Origin of the sequence: Nitrospira sp., from assembly GCA_029194665.1 — a bacterium.
Taxonomy (GTDB): domain Bacteria; phylum Nitrospirota; class Nitrospiria; order Nitrospirales; family Nitrospiraceae; genus Nitrospira_D.
Window position 1 is genome coordinate 79536 of sequence record JARFXO010000006.1, and the last position, 14879, is coordinate 94414.

The following is a 14879-nucleotide window of genomic DNA, read 5'->3' on the forward strand; positions in this document are numbered from 1 at the left end:
CACCACTACTGTAGCAAGCCAGGAACATCCGACACTTTCTTGGCAACTGCATACCGCCACTCCCCATAGGTTCCGTCTGCATTCACCGCCGCAACCCATCGTTCAGCCGCCGCGCGTTTCACGTCCTCCAGCGGGTCGTACCCTTTCGTTTCCAAGATCAGACAGCTCGTGGGTTCAGTTTTCATACGAACGAGAAAGTCCGGCACATAGTCGTGCATCTGACCGTTATGTAAATATGGAATCGCAAATCCGAGCCCTGAATTCTTGACGAAGGCCTCGACTACTTTGCTCTTGTCCAGATAATATGCGGCGGACTGCTCCCATTGTTTGGTATCCGCGACGACATAGTTGAGGTGTGACTTGTTCACCTCCCGCACTTTGCGACTTGTCCAGAAATCGACATCCGCCGTTGAGCCTGGCCCGCGTGTGGCTTCATAGCGAGGCACCTCCGGCGCTTCCCCCTGTGAGGTGTCGGGACGGATCGCTTCCAGCAATCGTTCAACCACCCAACGGTCACCTTATTGCGAATCGCTTGAGTGTAGCCTTCGACGCGGGGAAACCTGATCTCGAATTGGGCTTTCGCAGGGATGGCATGGACATGGTATCGCTTCACGCGAGGTTGCGGCTGCCCCTGAGGATTCGCTTTAAACGGGATCACCTCAAACGGCACACCGAACACCTTGGCCACTTCTTCAGTGAGCTTGCCATCTGGTCCCACTTCATAATTGGCTCGCCGCAGGCCTCGCCCCACCACCTGCTCGCAGAGCAACTGCGACATGAAGGGCCGAAGCCCGATGATGTGGGTCACGGTGTTGCAATCCCATCCTTCGGTCAGCATGGCGACGCTGACGATACAACGCACGTCTCGGCCTGGCGGATGCTCAGGCCTCTCAAGTTTGTCGGCCAATTCCTTGAAGCCATCCAGGTAGATCGGCCGGCCCACCCGATCCGTCGGCCAAGCAGTCTTTCCGACCGTATCCAACGTGAACCGCATCCAGCGGACTTCGTCGTTCTTCGCTTCACCAGAATCCGACTCATGGACGACCTTGGAATCCACCCGGATCGTGTTCTGTCTACCGTTGTTTCTGAACCCTTCGAGTTTCACAGGCGGAATGCCGGTCGGTGCCTTGTCTTCCGCCAGCCATTCGTACAGCACCTTGGCGATCTGCGTGTTCTTGCAGACCAGGATGAAGACCGGAGGCCGGGGATCGTCTCGATCTCTCACCCAATCCTCACGCTCTCTTTCCCATAGCGCGCCCAGCATCGCGATGGGATGATGGGCATACTTCAAAATCGCTTCGGGCTTGGGGTTGGCCTTCTTCCCTCCTCGTTCGGCCGGAGTGAGCTGGGGCAAAATCCAGTGCCAGATATTGAAATAGCCGGGAATATCCTTGCCGGTCGTATCCCGCACCGCAAGCTGAGGAATTTTCACCAAGCCGGATTCAATCGCATCGATCAGCCCGAAGTCGCTGACGACCCATGGGAAGGGCCGGTTCGTATCCTGACCGACGCGACCGAGAAAATAGGGAGTAGCTGAAAGATCCAGACAGAAATTGATGCCGCGCAGTTTTTGAATGCGATCCAGCCCGTCAACCCAGACCGTCGCTTCCTTGAAGAAGTCTTCGGCCTCTTCATCCTCACCGAAGAGGTCTTCTTCATCCTCCTCTCGCTCCGCACGCACGATCCGATAGGCATGGTGCGCCTCATCGTTCATCACGAGAATGTTCTGTTTGCCGCCCACTTCGCGCCCAAGAATGCGATTGACCAGTGCCCTGTCGCTCTCGACATAGCGTCGTGATTCGACACTGACTTTCTCCAATGTGCCGTCTTTCTCCCGCTCCTCGTCAAGCACCGTCAATAACCCGGCAGCTACCTGTCGTTCGAAATCTTCCAGCGTCAGATATCGCGTCCCACGCGCCGTCGTCGTCTTCGAACTGATCGTAATGGTTTCTTTCGTGCGGACTTCGACCCCGGCCTTGTTCACCCGCGCGCCAACCCCACCGGTTTGCATCGACTGTGGCTCGAAGACATGCCAGTTGGTGACGAGGACTCGCCCCTGCGTCAGCGATGGCATCAAGTGTGACGGAACCAGATCGCGCAAACGATAGAGGCTGGCTTCGCCACCTTCAGGGTCCAGCTCTCGGAGCCGGTTCTTGATCGTCACATTCGGGCAGACGATCAGCACGACGTCGGAGAATCGAGCATCGCTTCGGTCGTTCACCTTGTTGAGGATGCTCCAGACCGCCAACATCCCCATCACCGTGGTCTTGCCGGAACCGGTTGCCATTTTTGAGGCATAGCGACGGAATCCAGCGTAGCCATCGTTCCGTTTGTCCTCGCTGATTTCTTCTTGAGGGACCTCGATGCCCTGCCGATAGTCGGCTCTCGCCTCCGTGAGAAAAATGATCGTCTCCACGGCATCGAGCTGTGCAAAGAAGAGCCGCTGTGCCCGTCCGTCCCGCCGCCACCAGTGCAGCAATTCCAGAGTCGTTCTGGTTACGCCTGGATAACCCTCCAGCCGCCACTTCTTCACCTGTTCACGAATACGGTTGACGAGCTTCAGCTCGATGGCGGTGCCGACGACACGCCCCGCTTCTGTTTCCGGCTTGGCTTTTGGGTCGCGATAGAAATACATCGCCGGACGTCGGCCAGGCCGCCGCTCCGGCTGTTCGCCTTCCACGATATGCCAATGTTCAGAGGGTTCGTCGAACGGAGAATTGAGAATGGGTTCGGGAACTTCGTAACCGCTCATCTGATGCCGTTAGGCTTGTCGGAGCAAGACTTCCAGGATGAGGTTAGTGTCCACGAGATACATCGTCTCCCCGCCATTCGAGCGCTTTCTTCTGAAGCTCCAGCGAGGTGTATTGGTCGCGGAATTCTTTCAGTCCACCGGCCCAGGTCTGTGCCAAAAACTTCCTCTTGCCCTTGGTGCGTTTCTCCAACAGATATTGCGCAAACTCTCGCACCTCTTCCTGCATGTCAGGAGGAAGCTCTCGCACGAGTTCTTCTAACGTCTTCATCGCTCACCTCCTATACAATGACAGATCGGTCGAGGACTTTGTGTGCTAACACTCTACGCCTACAGCTTCCTCACCACCAGCAATTCGTTCCCCCGGTCGTCGATCACTTTGACGGCGATCTGCCTATGCTCACCCGTCTCAAACGGTGCGCTCGTCGTGCCGGACAAATGATCCCACACGCTCTCTTCATACTCACCCTTGAGCGCCTTCTTGAGATTATCCCAGGCACTGGTGCGGGGGAAGAAGGCTTGCGAGACGTGGAAACAGAGGTCATTGTAATCCGTATCCAGAAACCAGGCCGGCACATCGGCGCCGCTGCGATGCGTCACCTCCATCGTGATGGGATCAAACACGTCCAAGCCGAGCAGCTCGACCTGATACTGCTTCTCCTTGTTGCGACTCACCTTAATTTCCGGTTGCCCACACACGCTGAAGATCTGGCTCGACCGCATGTTCTTGAGCAGGTCACCCATCATCAAATCCGGCGTGGCTTGCACATAGGTGGCGGGCACGCCCATGACCTCTGCGCATTTCTCCACCAGCGTCCGCGCGTTGGGTTGAATGGCGAAACCGACCACATAGAGATGTGTGTAGCTCTTGCCGTTGGCTTCCTTAGCCGCTTCATAGACGAGCTTTTCGCTGACTGCGCCGTTCTCCGGGCCGAACACGAAGGCGACTGGCTTGTCCTGGCCATTTGAAACTAACGCTTCAGCAGAAAGAGAGAGCGTCTTGGCTGGCGGACGGATGTTCTTCAACATAACAGTTTTGTTGCCTTCCAACCGGAGCACCGGGCTCTTGCGGAGCACTTCCAACATGCGGTCCACGAAGGAGCCATAGGCTTCAACGGAAACCGCTCCGGAATCCTCGACCCCATCACCCTCCCAGTCCACCGGCATGGGGATGGTCGCTTCAACGCAGAAGGGGCCGGTCACACGGGTAATGCCGTTCTCGACTTCGGGCCGGTCCACCAACATTTCTTCGGCTGGTGGCTCATTATTGACGATGGACTTAAGCGTGATATGTGGGACAATGCCGCCGACTTCTTCTCCCTTCTTATTCTGCTTGCGTTTGTAGGTGAAGCCTCCGGCAGGTCCACGATTATTATCTTTCAGCTCATACCAAGGAAAGGTGGCAGTCAGGAGTCGTTGCCGCGCGAGCGCCAGCGGTACGCGACTCGTGTCGCATGTAATCCAACGGCGGCCCCATTGCTCCGCAACATAGGCCGTCGTACCGCTACCGCAGGTTGGATCGAGGACCAGATCGCCTGGGTCGGTGGTCATGAGGAGACAGCGTTGAACAACTTTCAAAGTAGTTTGTACGACATATGTCCGTTCAGCAAAACTGCTTGCTGTATCCGCCCATGTCGTAGTTAGCGGATAACAAGGAAAATCCTCGAGATAACGCTTGTAGTAGATTCGGCCATTCTGAACAATCAACCGTCTTTCGTCTCCGAGTCGTCTTAAGCCACCCTCAGAAGTTTTCCAATAGTTCTTTCCCGGAGTAAAGACCTGTCCTTGAAACGAAAATGGAAAACTGCCAGGTGGCCTTTGAGACGTAAGGTCACCCATACTAAAGACTTTCCAGCCTCTTGGAATTAATTCTGTTTGTTCTCTTTCTTTCTTGTTTAGCCGGCGCCATTGGTTTCCGTCTGGCGATTCAATGCAGGAATAGTTGCTAGCACCATCTGAATCCAACTGTTTCGTCAAATATACTTGGCTGTACTTCGTGCGAGACCTTTCCTTTGCATACCAAAGAAGATAGTCCGCTGCAGAAGAAATAAGCTCTGTCGTCTGAGCCGTGGCCTTCACGAAACAGATTACAGCAACAAAATCCTCCGCCCCAAACACTTCATCCATCACTTCCCGCACGTGATGGAGATTTTCATCGCTGATCTGAACGAAGATGCTGCCGCTAGGCGTGAGGAGATCACGCGCGAGCAAAAGCCGATCTCGCAGATAGGTCAAGTAGGAGTGCAGCCCGAGCTCCCACGTATCCCGATAGGCCTGGACCATTTCTGGCTCGCGGGTCATGTCCTCGTCGTCGTTGTGGGAGACATCCCGCTTCCTGACGAAGGGCTGGAAGTTGCTACCGAACTTCACGCCGTAGGGCGGGTCCATGTAGATCATCTGCACCTGACCGCCCAAGCCTTCGTAGTGCAGCAGCGAATTCATCACGACGAGCGAATCGCCCAGGACCATCCGGTTGGTCCAATTGTCCTGATACTCGTAGGCTTTCAGCACCTGATCGGTGATCGAATGTTGCGGATCGCCGAAGAGGGCGAACATGTCTTCTTGCTTGTCGGTCTTGTGCCCGGCGAGCGTTTCGATGATGGCTTTGGTCGAAAGCCGCTCGTGAATGAAGAGCGGCAAGGTCGGCACGTCGAACGACAGCCGCTCGGCCTTACCCGCCCAGTTCAGGAATGGCTTGCTGAGACTTTTGAGTTTGGAGGCGGCAGCCTTCGCTTCTTCGAGACTCTTGGCGTCGAGCACCTGCTTGATGAGGGCTTCGCCTTGTTCCCGAGATGGATTCTTGGCGTCCCAATCAAGCGCCGGCGAGAGCGACGAATCATAGCGGTAGGTCTTCGGCGGTTTCTTCTTCTTGAACTGCGCCTGCGTGCCGACCTCCGGACGCATGAGGCTTGTGGCCTCCGAGTGCTTGTACGGGGCGGTTTGATTCGCCTTTGCCGCAGACTTGGACTTTTTCGCCATGCACCTAGTCCTCTGGAACACTAACCAAATTGCGCGGCAGGATACTCTTTTACTGGGCAGAAATCATCCATACCGGCATCCGTTGCAGGCCGGGTATGACTGGAACCGTGTTGCCGCCATGGCTCCTTAGCGGGCTTCACGTGCCACCATCACGGTAAATCCTCAACCCACAGCACATGGACGACTCCGGCGTGATCCTTCAACGCATTGAAGAGTTTTCGATCGGCGGTCACTAAAGGGCAGGACTGGCTTGCGGCGAGCGCGACGTACAGCGCATCATAGACGCTCCGATCGTGTCGCATGGCGATCTGCCATGCGGCTGCCAGCAGACCAGCCGTGGCAGCCGTTTTCAGCGGCGCGCGCGCAAATTGGACCACGGCATTATCGACCGACTCCCGCGACATTTCTCCTCGGCGCCACCGCTTCAAAAAGGCGTTCGCGACTTCCGCATAGATCAACTCGGGAGCCAACAATTCATGGCGCTCGGCGAGCAACCGGCGGGCCGCATCGTCATGAATCTCGTCTGCAAACCATTTGACCGCGATACTGGCGTCAAGAACGATCTTCACCGGCTGTCTCGATCCTCACGAATCAAGTCGGTGCTGTCGCTGAAACGACGCCCCTTCAAACGCTTGCGGATTTGAGTCGCCTCGTGCACAAATTCAGCCATGGTCATCTGTTCGGCAGCCTGCTCCAAAATGACTTTGACCTCGCCTTGCAACGACCTCCGGTTGTCCTTAGCCTTTTTCTTCAGCCGTCCGATAAGTTTGGGGTCGAGGTCCCGCACCAATAATTGAGCCATGCTCTCCTCCGTTCGATCGTTCGATAGCATCTTGCAAGCAAAATGATAGCTGGCAGGAGGGGAAGAAGCAACGGTCAGTTCGATACAGCACATAGCATTTTCACGATATCCTGCTCGATCACTGATGATCCGAATCCTGCGAAGAAGTGCGGCCCATCAGTTCGGAGCGATTTCGTAGATGAGTGTCACCGTTGCCTCGACTTTAATCTCCCCGGGCGAGATCGGCACATCGCCGGCACCCGCATCCATGGCCATGCGCGCCATCGGAGCGGTGGGTCTGACCACATGACCGCCTTCGCTGACTGATAACACCCGCCCGAGTTTCACATGGAGCGCCTCGCTCAGCACTGCCGCTTTCTCCCGCGCCTTGACCGCAGCTTGCTTCAATGCGCTCAGACGTACCAGCTGCTCATCGCGCAACCCCCAACGCAACCCATGAAAGCTGTTCGTGCCGGCGTTCAAGACCTCCTCAATTACCGTGCCGACCTTGTCGAGGGCGCGGATTTCCACCGTCACCATGTTGCTGACGATGTAACCGACGATTTCCGGCGGAGTAGGCGGTGCATTAGCGGAACGTCTAGCCGGCGGCCGATACTGCGGGGTGACCGTAAAGGACGAGGTTTGTATCCGCTCCTTGTCGATCTGTAACTCCCGCAGCCGATCCATGACGTTGCTCATGGCGGCGCTGTTCCGCCTCTGCGCCTCGGCGAGTACTTTACCGGGACTGTCCAAACCGAATGTCACGAACGCCGTATCCGGCGCCTGCGTCATCGTCCCGGTTTCGCTGACCGTGAGGGTCGACGCCTCGGGCTTCGTCTCATCATGCGCCTGCGCCCCAACCGGAAACCCCAGCAGCACCAGCAGCCAGATAATCCACATGCTTGTTCTCCTTTCATTAACGAGAGCACTCATCCTTGTCATGGCTCACCCACAAACAACAGATGTACGGCAGCGCGTCTTCCCACTCAGTTATGCCCAAGCAAGACAACCACCCATTGGGACTTGACCCAAGCAGCCGACATACGGCATCTTCTTCTTACCAGTATCAAAGGAGCTGTCATTGTGGCAACAGCATCCTCCATGCTCCCCCTGGGAACAGACGCGCCGCCTTTTTCACTGCGCGATGTCGTAAGCGGGCGGACCTATTCTCTGGAATCATTTGCTGATAAGACCGCACTCTTGGTTATGTTCATCTGCAGACACTGTCCCTACGTGGTGCATGTCGAGCAGGAGCTCGCCAAGATCGGGCAGGATTATCGGCACACAGACTTGGGTATCATCGCCATCAGCAGTAATGATCCGATCGGCTATCCCGACGATGCCCCGCCCAAGCTCAAAGACATGGCTCAGCGGCTAGGCTTCACCTTTCCCTTCTGTCACGACGAGACGCAGGAAGTGGCGAAGGTCTATCGAGCTGCCTGTACTCCTGACTTCTATCTCCTCGATCGTGACAGGCGGCTGGTGTATCGCGGTCAATTGGATGACAGTCGTCCCGGCAATAATAAGCCGGTGACCGGGCGTGATCTCCGCAGCGCTATTCAGGCAGTCCTTACCGGCAAACCTATCGCCGGTACCCAGAGACCCAGCATCGGCTGTAGTATCAAGTGGAAGCCTGGGCATGCTCCGCCCTACGCCTGACAGCCATTTTGCTCTCCCTCCCCGCATTTTCCTTCTCGTCGTCCCTATTTTGGTAGCTTTCGACCTCGGAAGCGAACGAGATCTTCCAGAGATCGAATAAAAATTTTCCCATGGAATACGAATTATCTATGAATCTGGCATGAAAATTCCCACTCCCCATCTTTTGTGGATAACCATGTGGACAAGTCGATTTGTACCGGAAAGATGGTGCGAATGACGTACTTATTCATCGGATCGCCTATTTTTTAGGCATCCGCCTCATATCGGCAGGGCTACAAGTAATGGTGGCCTACGTGGTATTTCCGTATGTTTTCACGCATACCTAGAAAAATCTGCTTGACATCCTGTGATCGTTGCCCGCCGCCCACCGCCAATTGCCACCATTCGCTTCGCTATCCACAGGCTCAATCCTTTTCTGTGGATGGTTGCTCTCAGCGTCAGGAGCGATGTTTCGTATCTGTCAAGGGCTTAGAAGAAGAAAGATGGCTCCATCACATGTGACAAAGATCTAGGGACCAATTTCTCAAATCCAGAGCCGAATGGATCATGGTGGGGAATAAGCAGAACCGACCCAAATTGACCTACCAGGCATAGGATTCCGGCGCAGTTCCACCAGGTCCGGGAAAGAGCTCGTCCAGCTGCTTCAAGATGTCGTTGCCCAGGGAAAGACTCACTGCCTTCATAGCCCCTTCCAGCTGTTCCATCGTGCGAGGACCGATAATGGGCGACGTGACGGCTCGTTGGTGCAGCAGCCAGGCAAGTGCGACATCAGCCGGTCTTTCACCAATCCTTGCGCACAGGCCCTCGTACGCTTCCAATTTGGGACGGGACTTGATCACCTCCTGTTTCAGATCTGCGTCCGCGCGCCGACCAATGTTGTCGGACAGAAGGGCTCCGCCCAAGAGGCCCCTTCCCAGGGGACTCCAGGGGATGAGACCGATGCCGTAGGCCTCACAGGCAGGAATGACTTCCAGCTCAATCGTACGCTCATTGAGGTTATACAGGCTTTGTTCCGACACCAGCCCAAAAAAGTGACGGCGATGTGCGGCCTCCTGAGCCTGGGCCAAGTGCCAACCGGCGAAATTGCTGCTGCCCACATACACCACCTTACCTTCCCTGACTAACTGTTCCATCGCTTGCCAGATTTCGTCCCACGGTGTTTCCCGATCGACATGATGCATTTGATACAGATCTATCCAGTCGGTCTTCAACCGTCGGAGACTGTCCTCGCAAGCTCGTTTGATGTGTACGGCCGAGAGGCGCGCCTGATTCGGCCATTCGCCCATGCGACCGTACACCTTCGTAGCCAGCACCACCTTATCCCGACGGCCTCCCCCTTGTGCGAACCAACGGCCGATGATCTGCTCGGTCCATCCTTCACCGAGCTTCCAGCCGTACACATTCGCTGTATCAAAAAAATTGATGCCGAGATCCAATGCCCGATCCATCAGCGCGAAGCTGTCCTGCTCGTTCGTCTGCGGACCGAAATTCATCGTGCCTAGACAGAGCCGGCTGACTTTCACGCCGGACCGGCCAAGATGTGTGTATTCCATGGGTATGCAGCCTTCTCTCTGAGATTTCCTCGGAACGGATCACCACCACTGGACCTAATACCCTCGCCCGGTACTGCCACCTCGCCCCATGCGATCGAGCGGCAGTGCCTCATAACGTTTTTTGAGGTCCGGATGCTCGTTGAGGTAGCGCTTGACCGCCGCATCATCCGCAAACACCTCCGGGCTGCGCTTGCGATATTCATCGAGCGTCAGATCGTACTTGGCGAGAAGCGCGGTGAGCTTGGCAGTGATGTCTGCTCCCATTTGTCGCATTTGCTCCTGGGATGGGCGCTGCCCCTCACCATAACTCTGGCCATCTTTGAAATAGTTCGTCATCATCTCACCGATCTCGATTCGGGCGTTGACGAACTTCTCCACTTCTGCCGGTTCAGCCGCAGACACGGCTCCCGCAAGGAGAACGACACCCCACGAGATTAGAATGACTTGGCGCCAAACATTCATAATTCCTCCTACATCAAGTACGTGACATCCTTTGACACGACGCCCTCCTTCACGACTGTGCGGGCGGGCCTTCAGCTTTCATCTTCAGCGTCGCTATGTGCAGACGGAACACCATAGCGTTTGCATTTCTCCCAAAGTGCTTTTCTGGACAGTCCCAAGATTCTGGAGGCGGTCGTGCGGCTCCCATCGACACGTTCCAACACGGAGACGATGTAGTCCTTCTCGAATCGCTCTCGCGCGACAGCAAGCGATGTCAGGGTCGCATCCTTCTTCTTTTTCCCTCCGGTCAAACCTTCGCTACAGAATCCACAGGATTCCTGTGGGACGCCCCCCAGGAATGGGCAAGCTTGAAATCCACAGAGGTCGGCCGGTTGAACCGCGGCACGGTCTCGACCGAGAGCCACGGCCCGCTCGACCATATTTTCTAACTCCCGCACATTGCCCGGGTACGAATAGCGAAGCAATAATTCACGCGCCTGCTGGGAAAACCCGCGCAGCTGTTTGTTCAGCTTCAGCGAGCATGTTGCGAGGACATGATCGGCGATCACCATAATGTCCTCTTGCCGTTCCCTGAGCGGTGGAACGACGACCGGCACGACGTTGAGCCGGTAAAAGAGGTCTTCACGGAACCGGCCCTGAGCCACCTCTTTGCGCAGGTCTTTCTGTGTGGCGCACACGAGCCGCACATCCGTTTCTATAGGCTCGTTGCTTCCCACACGTTCGAACGTACGCTCCTGCAGGACACGCAAGAGCTTCACCTGCACCACAGGCGAGATTTCGCCGATTTCGTCCAGGAACAAAGTCCCTCGATTTGCCATTTCGAATCGCCCCCGGCGCTGACGCAGGGCACCGGTAAACGCGCCTTTCTCGTGGCCGAAGAGCTCCGCTTCCAGCAACGTCTCCGGTAACGCGGCGCAGCTGACTTTGATCAGCGGATACCCTTTCCGCGAGCTGTTCTGATGCAACGCATTGGCGACAAGCTCCTTACCCGTCCCGCTCTCACCGACGATCAGCACGGTAGAATCGGTCTCAGCCACGAGCTTGATCTTGTCGAGCACGGCGCGCATCCGACTGTTCGCCCCTAGAATGCCGTTGAAACAGAACTTATCTTCGAGCTGATGTTTGAGGTCCTGATTCTCCCGACGGAGTGCGATCATGCCGCTGACCCGCTCGACGATCAGGAGCATTTCATCCATCTGGAATGGCTTCGTGATGTAATCAAATGCTCCCAGCTTCATGGCTTCAACAGCTGTTTCGACTGATCCATGTGCGGTAATCATGAGGACCTCGGTCTGGGGCTCCTTGTCTTTGGCCGTCCGGAGCACGGTCAGGCCATCCACACCAGGTAACCGGAGGTCGGTGATCACCACATCAAATGTGTTCTCTCGGATCGCGTCGATCCCTTCCGTCCCGGTCGGTACCGCCCGGACATCGCAACCGACTGCCTCCAATGCGTCCATCATGGATAGCCGCATCAAAGGCTCATCGTCGACCAGCAGAATGGTCAACCCTTTCATACCTCCCTCTCCGCAAAGGTACGTTCTCGTGACACGGGCAGGCACAATGTGAAGGTCGTTCCCTTTCCGACCTCGCTCTCGACCAAAATTTTCCCGCCATGACGTTCCACGATGCCGAGATTGACCGAAAGACCCAGCCCCGTCCCCTCCCCTTCCCCTTTGGTCGTGAAGAAAGGATCAAAGACTCGTGGGAGGACGGATGCAGGAATGCCCGAACCCGTATCGTTCACGTCGACCCGGCAGATGCCCTCGACCACGGATGTTCTGATCGTCAGCACTCCACCGTTTTTCATGGCTTGCACGGCGTTCAAAATCAAGTTCATCAAGACCTGTTCGATCATATGCCGATCAACCATCACGTTCGGCAATCCCTCCCCAGGAACGGTTTCCAAGCGAATCCGATTGGGTACAAAGAGGTGAGTGGTCAACCCCAGTACCTGGTCGACGATTCGATTGATATCGGCCGGGCTGAATGCCGGTTCGTGCTGCTGTGAAAAATCGAGCAACTGCCGAACGATCTTTTGAACACGTCGAACGCCATGTTCCATGGAGACCCAGTATTCCTCTTGACGTGCCGGAGAGAGGGGACCTTTTCGAAGGTTGTAGAGACAATTGAGAATCCCGCCCAGTGGATTGTTGATCTCATGGGCCACCCCGGCCGCCAATTGGCCGATTGAGGCCAGTTTTTCCGCATGACGAATCTGTCGCTCCAGCTTCTTGGTCTCCGTCATGTCACGCGCGATGCCAAGCACTCCAAGGATCTCCCCGTCGGCTCCTTGAAGGGGAGAGACACTGACCATGACGGTACGCACTTCACCCAGCCGAGTCACAACCTCGACCTCGTACACCTGCTTGGCTCCGATATCCAATGTGCTCTTCAGACGCCGCCCCCGATGACGCCGTGAAAGGAGCGAGAGATAGGGCCGACCGATCAAATCATCCTTGCGATATCCCCATGCATTGACCTTGCCGTTGACATAGGTGAACTGTTGATCGAGATCGAGTGTATAAATGACGTCGTTGGCGTTCTCGAGCAAATTTTCTAAGTACTGCTTGGTCTCTTCGATTTCTCTGGTGCGCTCCCGGACTTTCAGCTCCAGGTCTTCTCGGTATGATTGCAGTTGGCCCTCGAGCTTCTTCCGGTCGGTGATATCGCGAAGCTGCACCATCACAAGCACTGGTTCGGTCCCACCCACGCGGATCAGGTCCATTTCCACGGGGATCTCGTCGAGATCGGCGTGGTACACAGTTATTTCCTGAGTGGCGACCTGCCGTTGCTCCGTACTGACATCGTACAACCAACTCGTGAACGCTTGGTGGTACGCATCCGGTACGATGTCGAGAAAGTTTTGCCCGACGATCTTCGATTCGGCATAGCCGAGCACCCGCACTTCCCGTTCATTGACGGCAACGACAGCCCCCGTTGCACTCACCATAAACACAGAATCGGCCACGAAGTCGAACAAGGCCTTGTAGCGGGATTGAGAGACCGTCAGCTGCTCGGTGCGCTCCGACACCGCCTGTTCCAACCCAACGGTGTACCTCTGTATCTCCTGCTCCAACCGACGTCGTTGGGTCACATCTCGAACGAACGCACGGGAGTGAATCAGTCCGCCTCGTTCTTGATCGAACAGGGCCGTCCCATGAACCTCCACATCCATCGACCGACCATCGTTGGCCAACAGCACCGTTTCCATCGAGCTTTGCCCGTGTGACACGAGCCCTTCCAGGAAGTGCAATACGTTCAATTCCTGTCCCTTGGGAACACAATCCCAGAGCTTCATGCCGAGCATCTCGTCGGAAGTATATCCGAGTTTGTCCAGGCCGGTCTTATTGACGTGCACCAGTCGACCGCCGCGGTCGAGTTGACAGATCATTTCCGGAGCATGTTCGATCAGATCTCGATACTTTTCCTCCAACTGCCGGACCTCCGTCATCCGTTGTTCCAGCTGTCCGAACGAACGTTGCAGATTGGACGCCATCTGATTGAAGGCCTGGGCAAGTCCTTCGATTTCATCGCCGGTCTTCAACTCCACCCGCTGCTCCAAGCGACCGCTCCCAATCTGCTGCACTCCATCGTGCAACAGCTGAATGGGCCGCGCGATCCTGCGAGCCACGATGACCCCGATCCCCCCAAGGCTCATCAACACCACCGAGCCGAACAACAACATCTTGGTCATCAGCTCGCCCAGCGGAGCGAACGTTTCCGCTGCATCCTGACGCACCAGGGTAATCCATCGTTTTCCGCCGAGACTGCCTGTCGCGAGTTGATCGGCAAACCGCACCGGTGCAAACCCGATCAGGGCGCGCTTATTTCCGTGCGAATCGTCGGCGGCCACTGCCCATGCCGGTTTCATAACCCCCAGCGTACTGAGCAATTCGGTATCGATCGAATGGGCCTCGGGAGCAAGGACCGGGCAAATCACCACACCTCCGTCTGAGGCGAGCAGCATAGCGTGTCCTGTCATGCCGAAGGAGCCGTCTGCGATGGACTGGAACAAGGTATCCCGTCGAAGCAGGATCGTCACGGCTCCGATCACAGTTCGACGTTGATCGTCCAGGATCGGAGCAGCCACCACGACCACATGAGTCCCGAACGATGGGTCGAAAGCGATTTCGCTCACGTATGGCTGCCGACTGCCGCCTTTTACCACAGCCTGCCACCAGCCGGTCTTGACATAGGAATACTCCACTTGGGGAATTGAGCTGACGACCAAGGCTCCCTGTCCATCGGTGATCAAAATGCCGAGATAGTCCGACTTTCGAATCTCGTGCCATCGAATCAAGTAGTTGGTCACAATTCGGTTGACGAAGAGCGGAAATTCGCTTCGTTTGTCGCGCTGCCTCCACCGCTGCTGCCAGTCCTTGATGATATCTGAAATGCTTTGAGCGTCTTTGCCTTCGTACGTGCGGTTGGCCTCTGAGACGGCGGTGCGAAGGAAGGGTGTCGTCGCCAGTTGTTGGGCTTCGTTCATACCTCGCGTAATGTGGATCTCGATCCGACGGGCGGCTTCGACGGCCACTTCTTTGAAATTCGCCCCCGTCGATTCTCGCAAAGCACGTCGCTCTTCTACATAGATGAGGGCAAGCAGGAGCGTAAGCGGCAAGAGACCGACCATCACGATCGCTGCGATGATCTTCTGCTGGAGGCTGTGAAAACGGCTCCAGAGTGTCATGGC

At 56.1% G+C, this 14879-nt stretch carries 12 protein-coding genes; 1 reads left to right on the plus strand and 11 read right to left on the minus strand.

Annotation, left to right across the window (positions count from 1 at the left end; all coding sequences use genetic code 11):
• Nucleotides 1-5 precede the first annotated feature (5 nt).
• The 7 genes from P0119_18475 to P0119_18505 all read right to left on the minus strand — a co-directional run bounded on the left by P0119_18475 (nucleotide 6) and on the right by P0119_18505 (nucleotide 7409).
• A complete protein-coding gene (locus tag P0119_18475; protein MDF0668032.1) occupies nucleotides 6-368 on the minus strand; it encodes a hypothetical protein in 363 nt (120 codons plus the stop codon).
• Nucleotides 365-2752 carry a DEAD/DEAH box helicase family protein gene (locus P0119_18480; protein ID MDF0668033.1) on the minus strand — a complete coding sequence of 796 codons (2388 nt, stop codon included), beginning with the start codon at nucleotides 2750-2752 and terminating at the stop codon, nucleotides 365-367. The genes P0119_18475 and P0119_18480 overlap by 4 nt, the downstream gene beginning before the upstream one ends.
• Before the next feature lie 43 nt (nucleotides 2753-2795).
• Complete coding sequence (locus tag P0119_18485) at nucleotides 2796-3020, minus strand: DUF2281 domain-containing protein (protein MDF0668034.1); 225 nt, start codon at nucleotides 3018-3020, stop codon at nucleotides 2796-2798.
• Between the two features lie 59 nt (nucleotides 3021-3079).
• Entirely contained in the window at nucleotides 3080-5728 is a 2649-nt protein-coding gene (locus P0119_18490; protein MDF0668035.1) for a DNA methyltransferase, read from the minus strand.
• Between the two features lie 149 nt (nucleotides 5729-5877).
• Nucleotides 5878-6297: a type II toxin-antitoxin system VapC family toxin gene (locus P0119_18495; protein ID MDF0668036.1), complete on the minus strand. Its 420-nt coding sequence runs from the start codon at nucleotides 6295-6297 to the stop codon at nucleotides 5878-5880.
• Nucleotides 6294-6530 (minus strand): hypothetical protein, encoded by a 237-nt coding sequence (locus tag P0119_18500; protein ID MDF0668037.1) that lies wholly within the window; start codon nucleotides 6528-6530, stop codon nucleotides 6294-6296. The genes P0119_18495 and P0119_18500 overlap by 4 nt, the downstream gene beginning before the upstream one ends.
• Before the next feature lie 156 nt (nucleotides 6531-6686).
• Nucleotides 6687-7409 carry an SIMPL domain-containing protein gene (locus P0119_18505; GenBank protein ID MDF0668038.1) on the minus strand — a complete coding sequence of 241 codons (723 nt, stop codon included), beginning with the start codon at nucleotides 7407-7409 and terminating at the stop codon, nucleotides 6687-6689.
• A gap of 183 nt (nucleotides 7410-7592) precedes the next feature.
• On the opposite strand from P0119_18505, the gene P0119_18510 reads away from it, so the two are divergent.
• Nucleotides 7593-8168, plus strand: coding sequence for a thioredoxin family protein (locus P0119_18510; protein MDF0668039.1), 576 nt, complete (start codon nucleotides 7593-7595; stop codon nucleotides 8166-8168).
• 581 nt (nucleotides 8169-8749) lie between these two features.
• Here the strand turns inward: P0119_18510 and P0119_18515 are convergent.
• The 4 genes from P0119_18515 to P0119_18530 form a co-directional block, all read right to left on the minus strand.
• Nucleotides 8750-9721: an aldo/keto reductase gene (locus P0119_18515; GenBank protein ID MDF0668040.1), complete on the minus strand. Its 972-nt coding sequence runs from the start codon at nucleotides 9719-9721 to the stop codon at nucleotides 8750-8752.
• A gap of 54 nt (nucleotides 9722-9775) precedes the next feature.
• The gene (locus P0119_18520; protein MDF0668041.1) at nucleotides 9776-10183 is read right to left on the minus strand and encodes a hypothetical protein; all 408 of its coding nucleotides are present in this window, start codon (nucleotides 10181-10183) and stop codon (nucleotides 9776-9778) included.
• Nucleotides 10184-10254: 71 nt separating this feature from the next.
• On the minus strand, nucleotides 10255-11700 hold the full coding sequence (locus P0119_18525; GenBank protein MDF0668042.1) for a sigma-54 dependent transcriptional regulator: 1446 nt from the start codon (nucleotides 11698-11700) through the stop codon (nucleotides 10255-10257).
• A complete protein-coding gene (locus P0119_18530) occupies nucleotides 11697-14876 on the minus strand; it encodes a PAS domain S-box protein (protein MDF0668043.1) in 3180 nt (1059 codons plus the stop codon). Before P0119_18530 ends, P0119_18525 begins: the two co-directional genes overlap by 4 nt.
• Between the last annotated feature and the right edge of the window lie 3 nt (nucleotides 14877-14879).